The sequence below is a fragment of the Capillimicrobium parvum genome, from assembly GCF_021172045.1.
In the GTDB taxonomy this organism is placed as follows: Bacteria; Actinomycetota; Thermoleophilia; order Solirubrobacterales; family Solirubrobacteraceae; genus Capillimicrobium; species Capillimicrobium parvum.
The window spans coordinates 864,767-879,007 of the sequence record NZ_CP087164.1; the positions used below are offsets into that span (position 1 = coordinate 864,767).

Consider the following 14,241-nt stretch of genomic DNA (forward strand, 5'->3'; position numbering starts at 1 on the left):
GGGCATGCCCGAGTGCACGCATCTCGACCAGGTTGTCTACCTCGAGCCGACGGAGCCGGTGACCGGCTGCCCGGAGTGCATGGCGGCCGGCGACCGCTGGGTTCACCTGCGGATGTGCCAGAGCTGCGGGAAGATCGGCTGCTGCGACTCCAGCCCGAACCGGCACGCGAGCAAGCACGCGGCCGCGGCCGAGCATCCGATCGCCCGCTCGGTCGAGCCCGGCGAGGACTGGTCGTGGTGCTACGTCGACGACGTGATGATGCGCCTCGTCGCCGAGTGACGGTGCTCGATGACCTGCGCCCCCGTCTCGGCCGGCGGCTGCTGACGGGTCCGGCCGAGTTGGCGGTGTTCGGCTGCGATGCGCTGACGGCGTTTTACGAGCGGCCGGCGGCGGTGGTGCTGGTGGAGTCCGCGGACGAGGTCGTTGCGGTGGTGCGGGCGTGTCATCGTGAGGGCGTGCCGTTCGTGGCGCGGGGGTCGGGGACGTCGTTGTCGGGCGGGTCGCTGCCGATCGGTGGCGGGGTGGTGATCGCGCTCAATCGGCTGGACCGGGTGCTGTCGGTGGACCCGGACGCGCGTACGGCGGTGGTCGAGCCGGGGGTGATCAATCTCGACGTCTCGCGCGCCGCGCTGCCGCATGGGCTGATGTATTGCCCGGACCCGTCGAGCCAATCGGTGTGCACGATCGGCGGCAATCTCGCGTTCAACTCCGGGGGCGCGCACTGTTTGCGTCACGGGATGACGGCCAACCACGTGCTCGGCATCCGGGCGGTGCTGCCCGACGGCGAGCTCGTGGAGCTGGGCGGCGACAGCGTCGAGCCGCTGGGGCCGGACGTGGCCGGGATGTTCTGCGGGTCGGAGGGGCTGTTCGGGATCGCTTTGGAGGTGACGGTGCGCCTCGTGGCGGTGGCCGAGGCGACGCACACGGCGCTGGCGGTCTACGACAGTCTCGAGCAGGCGGGCGACGCGGTCGCGCGGATCGTGGCGGCGGGTCTGCTGCCGGTGGCGATGGAGATCATGGATGCGCTGGCCATCGAGGCGGCCGAGGCCTCGGTGAAGCCGAACTACCCGAAGGGCGCCGCGTTGCTGATCGTCGAGCTCGAGGGCGAGCGGGGCGTGGTCGACGCCGACGCGGCGGCGCTGCGCGAGCTGTTGCGCGCGTCGGGCGCGGGCGAGGTCGTCGCGACGGAGGACCCGGATGCGCGGGCGCTGATCTGGAAGGGCCGCAAGAGCGCGTTCTCGGCGGTCGGCTGGCTGGCGCCCGACTACATCGTCCAGGACGGCGTGGTGCCGCGCACCCGGCTGGGCGAGGCGCTGGCCGAGATCGGCCGCATGGGCGCCGCGGCCGGCATCCGCGTGGCGAACGTCTTTCACGCCGGCGACGGCAACCTGCATCCGCTGATCCTGTTCGACGGCCGCGAGCCCGGGATGCTCGAGCGCGCCGAGGCGCTGGCCGGCGACATCCTGCGGCTGTGCATCCGGCTCGGCGGCTCGATCACCGGCGAGCACGGTGTCGGCGTCGAGAAGCGGGAGTATCTGCCGTTGATGTTCACGCCCGCGGACCTGGAGCTGATGCGCCGGCTGCGCCGCGCGGTCGACCCGGCGGAGCTGGCCAACCGCGGCAAGATGCTGGCGGTGGCGTGATGGCGGCGGTCGCGGTCGACGACGTCGAGGCGCTGCGCGACGCGGTGCGCTGCGGCCCGCGGGTGCTGCCGGCGGGCGGTGCGACGAAGCCCGCGCTGTCGGCCCCGCCGGCCGAGGACGTGGTGGCCCTCGACGTCTCGGGCCTGCGCGGCATCGTCGAGTACGACCCGGCCGAGCTGACGCTGACCGCGCGCGCGGGCACGCCGGTCGCCGAGCTCGATGGCGCGCTGGCCGAGCATGGCCAGTACCTGCCGTTCGACGCGCCGCTCGTCGCGGCGGGCGCGACGATCGGCGGCGTGATCGCCTCGGGCACGTCGGGTCCGGGCGCGCTGCGCTACGGCACCGTGCGCGACTTCGTCATCGGCGTGCGGATGGTGGACGGCACGGGCGAGCTCGTCTGCGGCGGCGGGCGGGTCGTCAAGAACGCCGCGGGCTTTGACCTGCCGAAGCTGATGGTCGGCTCGATGGGGCGCCTGGGCGTGATGGTCGAGGTCTCGCTGAAGGTCTTCCCGCGGCCGCGCGCCGCGGCCACGGTCGCGTTCGAGCTCGGCGGCCTGGAGCCCGCCCTGGCCGCGCTGGCCGTGCTGGCGCGCGGGCCGGTCGAGCTCGATGCGCTCGAGCTCGAGCCTCCGGCGCGGATCGTGGTGCGCCTGGCGGGCGACCCGGAGCCACTGGCGGCGCGCGTGGCGCGCGTCGCGGCCCTGGTGGGGGCACCGGGCGAGGAGCTCGACGCGACCGTGTGGGCCGACGCCGCCGCGTTCGCCTGGATGGCGCCCGCCACGCGTCTGGTCCGCGTCGCGCTGACGCTGCGCGGCGTGGCGGCGCTGCAGGCGGCGCTCGCCGCGGCCGGGGCGCGGGCGCGCTACTCCAACGCCGCGAACGTCGCCTGGATCGCGTGGCCCGGCGATTGCCCGCTCGCCGTGCTCGACGCGACGCTGCGCGAGCTTCGCCTGCCCGGCGTCGCGCTCACCGGCGCGCCCGGGCGCCCGCTGCTCGGCGACCGCCGCGGCGGCGCGTTCCTCGACCGCCTGCGCACCGCGCTGGACCCCGACGGCCGCTTCGCGGAGCTGTGATGCAGCACTCGATCGACACCGCGAGCCTCGGCCCGCAGGGCGCGAGCATGGGCCAGGCGATCGAGTCGTGCGTGCACTGCGGCTTCTGCCTGCCGACCTGCCCGACCTACGCGACGATGGGCGAGGAGATGGACTCGCCGCGCGGGCGCATCTTCCTGATGAAGGAGGTGCTCGAGGGTCAGCTCGAGCTCGAGTCCGCGCTGCCGTTCATCGACAACTGCCTCGGCTGTCAGTCGTGTCAGACCGCGTGCCCGTCGGGCGTCGACTACGGCGGGCTGATCACCCCCTTCCGCGCCTACGCGGAGCCGCGCCGCACCCGCGAGCCGCTGGACCGCGCGCGGCGCGAGCTGATCCTGCGCACGCTGCCCTACCCGGCCCGGTTTCGGACCGCCGCCGTGCTCGGGCGTCTCGCGCGGCCGCTCGCGCGCGTGCTGCCCGGCTCGCTGGCCGCGATGCTGCGCCTGCTGCCCGAGCGCGTCCCGCGGCCGCGCCCGCTGCCCGAGGTCTTCCCGGCGCAGGGCGCGCGTCGCGCGCGCGTCGCGCTGCTGGCCGGCTGCGCCCAGCAGGTCCTCGCGCCCGACATCGGCTGGGCGACCCTGCGGGTGCTCGCCCGCAACGGGGTGGAGACCGTCATCCCGCGCGCGCAGGGCTGCTGCGGCGCGCTGGCCATGCACACCGGCGCCGCCGACCAGGCCCGGCGCCTCGCGCGGCGCAACCTCGCGGCGTTCGCAGGCGACGTCGACGCGGTCGTCGTCAACGCCGCCGGATGCGGGTCGGCGATGCACGAGTACGGACTGCTGTTCGCCGGCGCGCCCGAACAGGACGCGGCCCGGCGCCTCGCCGAACGCACGGTCGACGTCAGCGTCTTCCTCGCCGGCCTCGGCCTCCGCGGAGAGCCCGCCCTCGAGCAGCCGACCGCCATCGCCTACCAGGACGCCTGCCACCTCGCGCACGCCCAGGGCGTGCGCGGCGCGCCGCGCGAGCTGCTGCGCGCCATCGGCAACGTCCGCCTCGTCGAGCCCGCCGAATGGGAGCTGTGCTGCGGCTCGGCCGGCACCTACAACGTCGAGAAGCCCGAGACCGCCGCCGAGCTCGGCGCCCGCAAGGCGCGCAACCTGCTCGACACCGGCGCCGACCTCATCGCCACCGCGAACATCGGCTGCCTCACCCAGATCACCACGCACCTGCGTGCGCTGGGGCACGACCTGCCCGTGCTGCACACCGTCCAGGTGCTCGACCGCGCGTACGCCGCGCGGGCCTCGTCGCGCCCGGGCGGGTAGCGGGCCAGTCCGACGCGGCGTCGGCGGTGGGGGTCACGGCGCCAGGAGGCCCGCCAGCCAGCGAGCGATCGCTTCGCGCACCGCGGGCAGGTCGCTGCGCAGGCTGTGGTCGCCGGCCACCTGGACGACGGTCCGCTGCGGCCCGTCCGGCGGCATGCCGAACGGGTCACGGGCGCCCTGCACGACGAGGACGGGGACGGCGACGGCGTCGAGCTCGGGCAGGCGGCTCGGCGCCTGCGCTCCCGATGCGCGGCGGCGGGCCGGCTGCAGCGGGAACGCGAGGCAGAGCAGGCCGACGGCCCGCGTCGCGTCCGCGGTGCGGCACGCGACGCGGGCGCCCGAGGAGCGCCCGCCGGTGACGAGCTCCAGCCCGGCGAAGGGCCCGGCGCGCAGGTGGGCGACCACCGCCGCCCATGCCGCGTCGAGCTGGGCGGCGGGGGCGGGCGAGCGGCGGCCGGCGACGCGGTAGGGCTGCTCGACGAGCGCGACGCTGACGTCCGCCTCGACCGCGACGCGCGTGGCCGCGGTCAGGTCGGGCGCGCCCACGCCCCCCCCGGCGCCGTGGCCGAGCACCAGCGCGGCGCGCGGCGCGCCGGCGGGGTGCAGGTGGGCGCGCGCGGGCCCGTGCGGCGTGTCGATCTCGGCGACGGTCACCCGCACATCGTGCCGCGGACCGGCGTCGCGAGGCGTCGTGACCTAGGGTGCCGGGGATGGACGTCATCGACAAGCTCGTCACCAACAACGCGGCGTTCGCCGAGTCCGTCCCGGCCGGACACCTGGACGTCCGGCCGAGCCGGCAGCTGGCGATCGTCACCTGCATGGACTCGCGGCTCGACGTGTTCGCCGCGCTCGGCCTGGGCGACGGCGAGGCGCACGTGCTGCGCAACGCCGGCGGGGTGATCACCGACGACGTCATCCGCTCGCTGGCCGTATCGCAGCGGCGGCTCGGCACCCGCGAGATCATGCTCATCCACCACACCGACTGCGGCATGCTCACGCTCACCGACGACGGCTTCCGCGCGGAGCTCCAGGAGGCGACCGGCGTCGCCCCGGCGTTCGCGATCGAGTCGTTCACCGACCTCGAGGCCGACGTGCGCCAGTCCATCCTGCGCGTCCGACGCTCTGCGTTCGTGCCGCACCGCGATCGCGTGCGCGGGTTCGTCTACGACGTCGACTCGCATCGCCTGAGCGAGGTCACCGTGGGCGACGACGCCTGATCCGGGCGGCGGACGAGGGCCCGCGCGGCTCCCGACACGACCCCGCTGCGGGCGGCCGTCGATCTGCGCGCGTCTCAGCTGAGGATCCGCCGCACGGCCAAGTCGAGCACGTCCGCGCGGCTGCGCCCCTCGTGGCCGGCGGCGACGAAGTGGTTGCCGATCGCCAGCGCGAAGGCGAGCATGGCGCGGGCCTCGACGTCGTCGGCGTCGGTGTCGAAGGTGCCGATCAGCCGGCGCAGATACGCCATGCGGCGGTCGTCGACGCGGCGCAGGCGCTCGCCGACCGCCGGGTCGCGCCGCGCCCAGTCGCGGACGGCGAGGTCGATCGGCAGGAGCTCGCGCGAGAACGTCAGCATGCCCGCGCGCCGCACCTTGTCCCTGGCGTCGCCGCCCTCGCGCTCGACGCGCTCCAGCACCTCGTCGGTGCTCCGGCGCTCCCACGTGTCGAGCATCTCGTCCAGCAGTACGCGGCGGTCCTTGAAGTGCCAGTAGAAGCCGCCGCGGGTGACCCCCAGCTCCCGGGCGAGCGTGTCGATCCGCACGGCCTCCGGACCTCCGGACGCCAGCGCGCGCAGCCCGGCGTCGATCCAGTGGGGCCTGGGGGTGCGGGTGGGGGCGGCCATCGTGGTTCAGGTATCGGCGTCCGGGGCGAGCTTGACAGCGCCGCGCCCTCGGCCTAGCCTCATCCATACAGCACTGTATGGATGGATGAGCCATGAGACTACCGGACACCGCGCACACCTCCCGGCCCTGGCGGATCCACGAGATCGCGCCCGACTTCCCCCTCGAGGACGTGTGGGCGCTGCCGACGCCGGGCGGCCCGGACGACTTCCCCGAGCTGGTGCGGGTGCTGGCCGGCTTCGAGCCGGGGCGAGGCGCCTCCGGCATCGTCCGAGCGCTGTTCGCGGTCCGCGCGAAGGTGGGTGGCGCGCTCGGGCTCGATCGCCCGCAGTCAGGCCTGGGCGCTCGAGTCCCGGCGCTGCGCGACCGGCTGCCGGTGGACCTGCGCGACGCACCGGCCGGCCCCGCACGCGACGGCAGCCCGTTCGTCCCGCTGCTGCTGACCGGCGACGAGTGGGCGCTGGAGATCGCCAACAAGACGGTCCATGGGGTGCTGCACGTCGGCTGGGTGCCGGACGTCCACGGCGGCCACCGCGGCCAGATGGCGATCCTGGTGAAGCCCAACGGACGGCTCGGCGCCCTTTACATGGCGGCGATCACGCCGTTTCGCCACCTCATCGTCTACCCGGTGATGATGCGCGAGATCGGGCAGGCGTGGCGCGATCGCGCTCGCCCCCGCGACGCGTCCCCAGCCACGCGCGGCGGCTGGTCCGGACGCGGGCGGATCAGCCCTCGCGCGCACGGCGGATCGCCGTGACGATCGTCTTGCTCACGTAGAGCACCGACAACGCGAAGAACAGCGCGCCGACGGCGGCGCGCACCTGCTCCTCGCTGGCCGGCGTCCGCTTCGCCACGGGCGGAGCGACCGCCTCGCCGACCTTCGCACGCCAGCCCTGTAGGCCGGCCGCCGCCACTTGCGTCTTCGTTGCCACGCTGCCTCCTCGTCGGGGGTGTCCTGACCGGCTTCCCGATCGCATCGCGCGGCAATCGGGGCAAACGCCGTTACCCTCCCGGCGAGCCTCGATGAGCGCGCCCGAGAACCGCCGTCCGCTCGAGCCCGGCCTGCACCGCGACCTGTCGGAGCGGCTGACGTACGCCGGCTACCTCGACCTCGACCGGCTGCTGTCGGCCCAGCGGCCGCTGAGCGAGCCCGAGCATCACGACGAGCTGCTGTTCATCATCCAGCACCAGACGTCCGAGCTGTGGCTGAAGCTCATCATCCACGAGCTGCGCTGGGCCATCGGGCACCTGGCCGGCGACCAGGTCGGGCCGTGCCTGAAGGCGCTCGCCCGCGTCAAGCACGTCCAGCGCCAGCTCTTCGAGCAGTGGGCGGTGCTCGAGACGCTGACACCGAGCGAGTACGCCCAGTTCCGCGCCGTCCTCGGCCAGGCGTCCGGCTTTCAGTCGCTGCAGTACCGCGAGGTCGAGTTCCTGCTCGGCAACAAGAACGCGGAGATGCTCGAGGTCTTCGCTCACGACCCCGCGGCCCGCGACATCCTCGAGGAGACCCTGTGCGCGCCGAGCCTCTACGACGAGTTCCTGCGCCACCTCGCCCGGCTCGGCTACGCGGTCCCGGCGACGAGCGTCGAGCGCGACTGGTCGCTGCCGCACGCCCGCGACCCCGCCCTCGTCGAGGTCCTCGCCGGCGTCTACGCCGACCCGGAGGGCCAGTGGCCCCAGTACGAGCTGTGTGAGCAGCTCGTCGACGTCGAGGAGAGCTTTCAGCTCTGGCGCTTCCGGCACATGAAGACGGTCGAGCGGATCATCGGCTACAAGCGCGGCACCGGCGGGTCGTCAGGCGTGGGCTTCCTGCGCGCCGCGCTGGACCTCACCTTCTTCCCCGAGCTGCTGGAGGTCCGCACGGAGATCGGGCCGTGACGGCGAGCTCGCCGTCCGTGCGCCGGCGGCGGCCGCGGGCGGCGCTGGCCACGCTGTGCGAGGCTGCCCGGATGAGCGCATCCGATCGCTTCGTCCCCGGCCAGATGGACTGGTTCTCCGGCGCCGCCCGCGGCGGCGGCCTCGTGTTCCTCGCCGGCCACGTCGGCGCCGACGGCGAGGGCGGCGGCGCGGACGCGCCGTTCGCCACGCAGGTCACCCGCGCCCTGGACCACTTCGAGCACACCCTCGCGAACGCGGGGCTCGGCTTCTCGGCGCTGCTGAAGGTCAACGTCTATCTCGCCGACATCGCGGACTTCGCGGAGTTCAACGAGATCTATCTCGCGCGCCACCCGGCGCCGCGCCCCGCGCGCACGACGGTGCAGACGCCGCTCGCGCAGGGCTGGCGTTTCGAGATCGATGGCGTGGCGGTCGACGAGCGCTGATCGCCGTCAGCGCCGGCCGAAGCGGCGCAGCCGCAGCGCGTTGGCGACCACCGAGACGCTCGACAGCGCCATCGCCAGGCCGGCGATCAGCGGGTTGAGCAGCGCGGCGGCAGCGAGCGGCAGCGCCGCGAGGTTGTAGCCGAACGCCCAGCCGAGGTTCTGCTTGATCGTGCGCAGGGTCGCGCGCGACAGGCGGATCGCGTCCGCGGCGGCGCGCAGGTCGCCGCTGACGAGCGTGAGGTCGGACGCCTCGATCGCCACGTCCGTGCCGGTGCCGATGGCCAGGCCCAGATCGGCCTGGGCAAGCGCCGGCGCGTCGTTGATGCCGTCGCCGACCATCGCGACGACCCGGCCCTCGGCCTGCAGGCGCCGAACGACGCCGGCCTTGTCGGCGGGCAGCACCTCGGCGATGACCTCGTCGATGCCCACCTCGGCCGCCACGGCGCGCGCGGTCGCCTCGTTGTCGCCGGTCAGCAGCACCGGCCGCAGCCCGAGGCCGCGCAGCCCGGCCACCGCCTCGGCGCTGGTCGCCTTGACGGTGTCGGCGACGACGATCACGGCGCGCGCCTCGCCGTCCCACGCCGCGGCCACCGCGGTGCGCCCCTGCGCCTCGGCGGCGCGGCGGGCCGCGTCGAGCTCGGCGGGCAGCGTCACGCCCCAGTCGTCGCGCAGCAGCGCGGGCCGGCCGACCTGCACGCCGTGGCCGTCGACGACGCCTTCGACGCCGAGGCCCTCGCGGTTGGCGAACGACTCGACGGCGGGCAGCGGGCCGGTGGCGTCCCGGGCGGCGCGGGCGATCGCCTGCGCGATCGGGTGCTCGGACGCATCCTCGAGCGCGCCGGCGATGCGCAGCGCCTCGTCGCGGCTCGTCCCCGGGATCGTCACGACGTCGGTCACGCTCATCTGCCCGGTCGTGATCGTGCCCGTCTTGTCGAGGACGACCGTGTCGACCTTGCGCGTGGACTCGAGGATCTCGGGCCCCTTGATGAGCAGCCCGAGCTGGGCCCCGCGGCCGGTGCCGACGAGCAGCGCCGTCGGCGTGGCGAGCCCGAGCGCGCACGGGCAGGCGATGATGAGGACGGCGACCGCGGCGGTGATGGCGAACTGCGCGCTCTCGCCGGTGCCGAGCCAGAACCCGAGCGTCGCGACGGAGAGGCCGATGACGACGGGCACGAAGATCCCCGACACGCGGTCGGCGAGCCGCTGCACCGGCGCCTTGCCGCTCTGCGCGTCGGTCACGAGCCGGGCGATCTGGGCCAGCGCGGTGTCCGCACCGACCTTCGTGGCGCGCACGATCAGCCGGCCGCCGGCGTTGACCGTCGCGCCCGCGACGTCGTCGCCCGGCGCCTTCTCGACCGGCACCGACTCGCCCGTGAGCAGGGACTGATCCACCGCGGAGCGGCCCTCCTCGACGACGCCGTCCGTCGCGACCTTCTCGCCCGGGCGCACGACGAAGCGGTCACCGGCGTGCAGCTCCTCGATGGGGACGCGCCGTTCGGTGCCGTCGGCGTCGAGGATCGCGACGTCCTTGGCGCCGAGCTCGAGCAGGGCGGCCAGGGCGGCCCCGGCACGGCGCTTGGCCTTCGCCTCGAAGTAGCGCCCGGCGAGGATGAACACCGTCACCGCGGAGGCGACCTCGAGATAGACCTCGGTCCCGCCGGCGCTGTCCGGGATGAGATCGAACGGCATGCGCATCTCGGGGTCTCCGGCGCCGCCGAGGAACAGCGCATACAGCGACCACAGCCATGCGGCGAGCACGCCGACCGAGATCAGCGTGTCCATCGTGGCGGTGGCGTGCTTGAGGTTCGCCCACGCCGCCCGGTGGAACGGCCAGGCGCCCCAGACGACGACCGGCGACGCGAGCGTCAGCGACAGCCACTGCCAGTTGTCGAACTGCAGCGGCGGGATCATCGACATGAGGAGCACCGGCAGCATCAGCGCGAGGCTGATGAGCAGGCGGCGGCGCAGCGGCGCGGTCTCGTCGGCCTCGGCGTCGGCGTGCCCGCCCGCGGCGGGCTGGGCCGAGGGCAGCACGGCCTGATAGCCCGCCGACGCGACGGCCTCCACGAGCGCCTGCGGGGCGACCGCGGCGGCGTCGAAGTCGACCGTCGCCTTCTCGGTGGCGTAGTTGACCGTGGCGCTGACGCCGTCGAGCTTGTTCAGGCGGCGCTCGATGCGGTTCGCGCACGAGGCGCACGTCATGCCGGTGATCGGCAGCTCGACGTGATCCATGGTGGCGGGGCTCATCGAGTGACCTCCTCGGTGAACGCGGCGGTGTGGACGCGGCCGTCGGCCTTGAACTGCAGGAAGAGGCGATAGCGGCCCTCGGTCGGGAACGTCGCGTCGAAGCCGATGCCCTCCTCCTCGCCGTGCTCGGTCGGGTGCACGTGCAGGAAGGCGAGGTCGCCCTCGCGCAGCGCGACCAGGTGGCCGCCGGCGCCCAGGTAGGGATCGGTGTGCACGGGCCGGCCGTCGCGCGTGATCTCGAAGCGCAGGTCGGCCTCGTCGCCGGGATGCGCGTCGCCCGCGGTCAGGCGCACGTCGTAGCCGTCGGCGGTCCGGGACTCGGTCGCGGGGGCCGGCAGCGCCTGCAGGTCCGCCGTGCCGTCGACCCGCAGGTCTGTGGCCAGCGTGCGCGGCTCGCCGTCGTGCGAGAAGTCGGCGAAGACGCGGTACGAGCCGGCCTCGTCGAGGCGCAGCGGGGTGGTCCACGTCCCGTCGGGGTTCTGCGTCGGATGAAGATGCTGGAAGCCGGTCATGTCGCGGCGCACGACGATGAGGTGCATGCGCTTGGTGTGGGTGACGTCGAAGTCCCCGACGGGAAGACCATCCTCCCCGGTGATCGTGAAGGCAAGGCGCTCGTCGCGGCCGCGGCGCAGCTCGGGCGTGGCGAGCTCGAGCCTCAGGCCGTCCTCGGCGGCGGCCAGGCCGCGCACCGGGTGGGCGCCCCCGTCCATCCCGTCCATCGCGGGCGTGTCGCCGTGGCCGGCCATCTTCGGCGGCTGGGAGCCCTCGCGGTCGGGGCCGAGGGTCGCACCGGCGACCGCGCCGCCGCCGAGCAGCAGGGCGAGCAGCGCCGCGAACCCGGCGAGCTTGGTCGGGGCGCTCATCGTGCGACCTCGTAGCCGGCCTCGGCGACGGCGGCGGCCACGGCGTCGTCGCTGACGCCCTCGCCGGCGACGACGAGCCGGCCGGTGGCGAGGTCGATCTCGACGGCCCCCACCCCGGGGATCTCCGAGACCTCCTCGCGCACGGATGAGACGCAGTGCGTGCAGGACATACCGGCGACCTGGTACTCGCGGGCCCGGCTGGTCTGGATCAGGGTCTGGCTCATCGTGCCTCCATCATACGGCTGGGGGGTATGGCGTGGGGGAAACCTAGCACAGATACCCCAGGGGGGTAAAGGGCAGCCTGACGAGATGCGGACGACGCGCGCCGTCCACTGCGATCGACGTGCCGAGCTCGGCGTGGATCGTCGGCAGGGCGACGACGATTCGCCGCCACGAGGTGGGCGGCAGACCCCACCCCTTGTGTGACCGACCGCATCGTGCGGGGCCGCGCAGCATGCGACGCTCCTTGGGGCCTCGAACGGCAAGGGAGCAGGATGGGCGGGCAACGACGGATCGTCATGGCGGGGGTGGTCGTCGCCGCGCTGCTCGCGTCGGCGCCGGCGGTGGCCGGCGCGGCGACCGCCAAGATCCGCAACGGGACGTTGACCTACACCGCCGCGCCGGGCGAGGCGAACGTCCTCAGCGTCAAGTTCGCCTCGGGCGCGTTCGTGCTCAGCGACTCGGGCGCCCTGATCACGCCGGGAACCGGCTGCACCGCCCGGGCGCCGGCGCACCTGGTGACGTGCAGCGCCGTCGACCTCGACGGGATCGGGGCCGCGCTGGGCGACGGCGGAGACGCGCTGAAGGTCGACGCGTCCGTGCCGCTCGGCGTCGCCGCCCTCGGCGGCGCGGGCGATGACGTGCTGCGCGGGGGCCCGCAGGCCGACAGCCTCTCCGGCGGTCCGGGCGCCGACCGCCTCGACGGAGCGGCCGGCGCCGACGTGCTGCGCGGCGGCGACGACGTCGACACCGCCGACTACTCGACGCGCACGCAGGCCGTCGGGGTGACGCTCGACGCCGTCGCGGGCGACGGCGAGGCCGGGGAGGGCGATCTCGTGGACTCGACCGTCGAGAACGTGACCGGCGGCGCCGGGCCGGACGTGCTCGTCGGCGACGCGCATGCCAACCGGCTGCTCGGCGGTGGGGGAGACGACACCCTGCAGGGCATGGGGGGCGCGGACGTCCTCGACGGGGGCGGCGGGGGCAACACCGCCACGTACCGCGAGCGGACCGGTCCCGTCGTCGCCAGCCTCGACGACGTCGCCAACGACGGCGCTCCGGGCGAGAAGGACCTGCTGACCCGCGTCCAGAACCTGGTCGGCGGCACGGGGGCGGATACGCTGACGGGCTCCGCGAACGCCAACCGGCTCGACGGGGGGCCGGGCGCGGACCGTCTCGATGCGCTCGCCGGACCGGACACCGTGCGGGGCGGAACCGGCAGCGACGTCGTGCTGCTGGGGACGGGCAACGATGCGTTCGACTGGCTGCCGGGCGACAGCAGCGACGTGGTCGAGGGCCAGGGCGACAACGACACGCTGCGGTTCTCCGGGGCGAACATCGGCGAGCACTTCGACCTCTCGGCGAACGGCGGGCGACTGCGGCTGCTGCGCGACGTCGGCAACGTGTCGATGGACGTCGGCGGCGTCGAGCAGGTGGACCTGCGGGCCGCGGGCGGCGCCGACGCGATCGCCGTGCACGATCTCGCCGGCACGAACGTCAAGAGCGTGCGGCTCGACCTCGCCGCCGGCGGGATGCCCGACGCGGGTGACGGGCAGCCCGACGTCGTCGACGTCGCCGGGACGAACGGGATCGACGCGATCGCCGTCGGCACGGCCGGCGACGAGACCGTGGTGAGCGGTCTGCCGGCGCCGGTCGCGGTCGCCCACGCCGACGATCCAGGTGACGTGCTGCGCGTCGACGGGGCGGGCGGCAGCGACGCGGTCGTCGCGGATTCCGCCCCGATGCCCGTCGCCGTCCTCGGCGGCGACGGCACGGACACGGTCACGGCGCTCGGGACCGGCGGCCCGGACGCGTTCACCCTCTCCCCCCAGGCCCCCGAGGTCCTGGTGTCGCGCACCGACCTCCGGCTGTCGGTGCAGGCCGAGCGCCTTGCCGTCCAGGGGCTGGGCGGGGACGACAGCATCCTCGCCGGCAACGGCATCGCCGGCCTCGGCATCGCGCTGACCCTCGACGGCGCTGCCGGGAGCGACACCATCCAGGGCAGCGACGGGGCCGACACGATCCTGGGCGGCGACGACGCCGACACGATCCGGGGCGGCCGCGGCGGCGACCTCGCCCTGCTCGGCGCCGGCGACGACAGCTTCGGCTGGGCGCCCGGCGACGGCTCGGACACCGTCGAGGGCCAGGCGGGCGCCGACACGCTGCGCTTCGACGGCGCGAACATCGCCGAGATCATCGACCTCTCGGCGAACGGCGGGCGCCTGCGCCTCACGCGCAACGTCGCGAGCGTCGTCATGGACGTCGACGGCGCCGAGCGGATCGACGTCCACGCCCTGGGCGGGGCGGACGCCCTGAGCGTGCACGACCTCACCGGCACCGCGGTGACGGATGCGACCTTCGACCTCGCGGCCTTCGGCACGACGATGGGCGACGGGCAGGCCGACACCGTCAACGTCGACGCGACCCAAGGCGCCGACGTGGCGACCGTGGCCGGCGACGCGTCCGGCGTCGCCGTGGCGGGGCTTGCGTCGCGCGTGTCGATCGTCGGGCAGGAGGCGGCGCTCGACACGCTGGCCGTGCGGCTGCTCGCCGGCGACGACGTCCTCGATGCCTCGGGCCTCGCCGCGGACGGCATCCGCCTGAGCGGTGCCGGGGGCGACGGCGACGACGTGCTCATCGGCAGCGCGGGCGCCGACGCGCTCTTCGGCGACGCCGGCGACGACGTCCTCATCGGGGGGCCGGGCAACGACGCGCTCGACGGCGGCCCCGGCGACAACATCGTGATCCAGGACTGA

The 14,241-nt window shown here is 74.7% G+C and carries 15 protein-coding genes; 9 read left to right on the forward strand and 6 right to left on the reverse strand.

Features of this window, described 5'->3' with window-relative positions:
• Positions 1-4: 4 nt before the first annotated feature.
• From DSM104329_RS04235 to DSM104329_RS04250, 4 genes are read left to right on the forward strand one after another with little or no spacing between them, the layout of a single operon-like run.
• Positions 5-280, forward strand: a complete 276-nt coding sequence (locus tag DSM104329_RS04235) for a UBP-type zinc finger domain-containing protein (protein WP_259314148.1) — start codon at positions 5-7, stop codon at positions 278-280.
• Entirely contained in the window at positions 277-1,644 is a 1,368-nt protein-coding gene (locus tag DSM104329_RS04240; RefSeq protein ID WP_259314149.1) for an FAD-binding oxidoreductase, read from the forward strand. The genes DSM104329_RS04235 and DSM104329_RS04240 overlap by 4 nt, the downstream gene beginning before the upstream one ends.
• Entirely contained in the window at positions 1,644-2,717 is a 1,074-nt protein-coding gene (locus tag DSM104329_RS04245) for an FAD-binding protein (protein ID WP_259314150.1), read from the forward strand. The genes DSM104329_RS04240 and DSM104329_RS04245 overlap by 1 nt, the downstream gene beginning before the upstream one ends.
• Positions 2,717-3,997: a (Fe-S)-binding protein gene (locus DSM104329_RS04250; protein ID WP_259314151.1), complete on the forward strand. Its 1,281-nt coding sequence runs from the start codon at positions 2,717-2,719 to the stop codon at positions 3,995-3,997. Before DSM104329_RS04245 ends, DSM104329_RS04250 begins: the two co-directional genes overlap by 1 nt.
• A 33-nt stretch (positions 3,998-4,030) precedes the next feature.
• On the opposite strand, the gene DSM104329_RS04255 is transcribed toward DSM104329_RS04250, so the two are convergent.
• The gene (locus DSM104329_RS04255; protein ID WP_259314152.1) at positions 4,031-4,651 is read right to left on the reverse strand and encodes an alpha/beta hydrolase family protein; all 621 of its coding nucleotides are present in this window, start codon (positions 4,649-4,651) and stop codon (positions 4,031-4,033) included.
• 56 nt (positions 4,652-4,707) lie between these two features.
• Between DSM104329_RS04255 and DSM104329_RS04260 the strand changes: the two genes are divergently transcribed.
• Positions 4,708-5,214, forward strand: coding sequence for a beta-class carbonic anhydrase (locus DSM104329_RS04260; protein WP_259314153.1), 507 nt, complete (start codon positions 4,708-4,710; stop codon positions 5,212-5,214).
• Between the two features lie 74 nt (positions 5,215-5,288).
• On the opposite strand, the gene DSM104329_RS04265 is transcribed toward DSM104329_RS04260, so the two are convergent.
• Positions 5,289-5,837 carry a TetR/AcrR family transcriptional regulator gene (locus tag DSM104329_RS04265; protein WP_259314154.1) on the reverse strand — a complete coding sequence of 183 codons (549 nt, stop codon included), beginning with the start codon at positions 5,835-5,837 and terminating at the stop codon, positions 5,289-5,291.
• Positions 5,838-5,929: 92 nt separating this feature from the next.
• Here DSM104329_RS04265 and DSM104329_RS04270 point away from each other — a divergent pair, with 92 nt between their 5' ends.
• Positions 5,930-6,592, forward strand: coding sequence for a DUF2867 domain-containing protein (locus DSM104329_RS04270; protein ID WP_259314155.1), 663 nt, complete (start codon positions 5,930-5,932; stop codon positions 6,590-6,592).
• Here DSM104329_RS04270 and DSM104329_RS04275 read toward each other — a convergent pair.
• Positions 6,561-6,767: a hypothetical protein gene (locus DSM104329_RS04275; RefSeq protein ID WP_259314156.1), complete on the reverse strand. Its 207-nt coding sequence runs from the start codon at positions 6,765-6,767 to the stop codon at positions 6,561-6,563. The two genes, DSM104329_RS04270 and DSM104329_RS04275, sit on opposite strands and share 32 nt — an antisense overlap.
• A gap of 91 nt (positions 6,768-6,858) precedes the next feature.
• Between DSM104329_RS04275 and DSM104329_RS04280 the strand changes: the two genes are divergently transcribed.
• A complete protein-coding gene (locus DSM104329_RS04280) occupies positions 6,859-7,713 on the forward strand; it encodes a tryptophan 2,3-dioxygenase (protein WP_259314157.1) in 855 nt (284 codons plus the stop codon).
• Between the two features lie 71 nt (positions 7,714-7,784).
• Complete coding sequence (locus DSM104329_RS04285; protein ID WP_259314158.1) at positions 7,785-8,156, forward strand: RidA family protein; 372 nt, start codon at positions 7,785-7,787, stop codon at positions 8,154-8,156.
• A 6-nt stretch (positions 8,157-8,162) separates the two neighbouring features.
• Here DSM104329_RS04285 and DSM104329_RS04290 read toward each other — a convergent pair whose 3' ends face one another.
• Genes DSM104329_RS04290 through DSM104329_RS04300 form a run of 3 tightly spaced genes read right to left on the reverse strand, consistent with a single transcriptional unit; the run spans position 8,163 to position 11,490 of the window.
• A complete protein-coding gene (locus DSM104329_RS04290; protein ID WP_259314159.1) occupies positions 8,163-10,403 on the reverse strand; it encodes a heavy metal translocating P-type ATPase in 2,241 nt (746 codons plus the stop codon).
• Complete coding sequence (locus DSM104329_RS04295; protein ID WP_259314160.1) at positions 10,400-11,266, reverse strand: hypothetical protein; 867 nt, start codon at positions 11,264-11,266, stop codon at positions 10,400-10,402. The genes DSM104329_RS04290 and DSM104329_RS04295 overlap by 4 nt, the downstream gene beginning before the upstream one ends.
• Positions 11,263-11,490 (reverse strand): heavy-metal-associated domain-containing protein, encoded by a 228-nt coding sequence (locus DSM104329_RS04300; protein ID WP_259314161.1) that lies wholly within the window; start codon positions 11,488-11,490, stop codon positions 11,263-11,265. The genes DSM104329_RS04295 and DSM104329_RS04300 overlap by 4 nt, the downstream gene beginning before the upstream one ends.
• Before the next feature lie 270 nt (positions 11,491-11,760).
• On the opposite strand from DSM104329_RS04300, the gene DSM104329_RS04305 reads away from it, so the two are divergent.
• Positions 11,761-14,241: a beta strand repeat-containing protein gene (locus DSM104329_RS04305; RefSeq protein ID WP_259314162.1), complete on the forward strand. Its 2,481-nt coding sequence runs from the start codon at positions 11,761-11,763 to the stop codon at positions 14,239-14,241.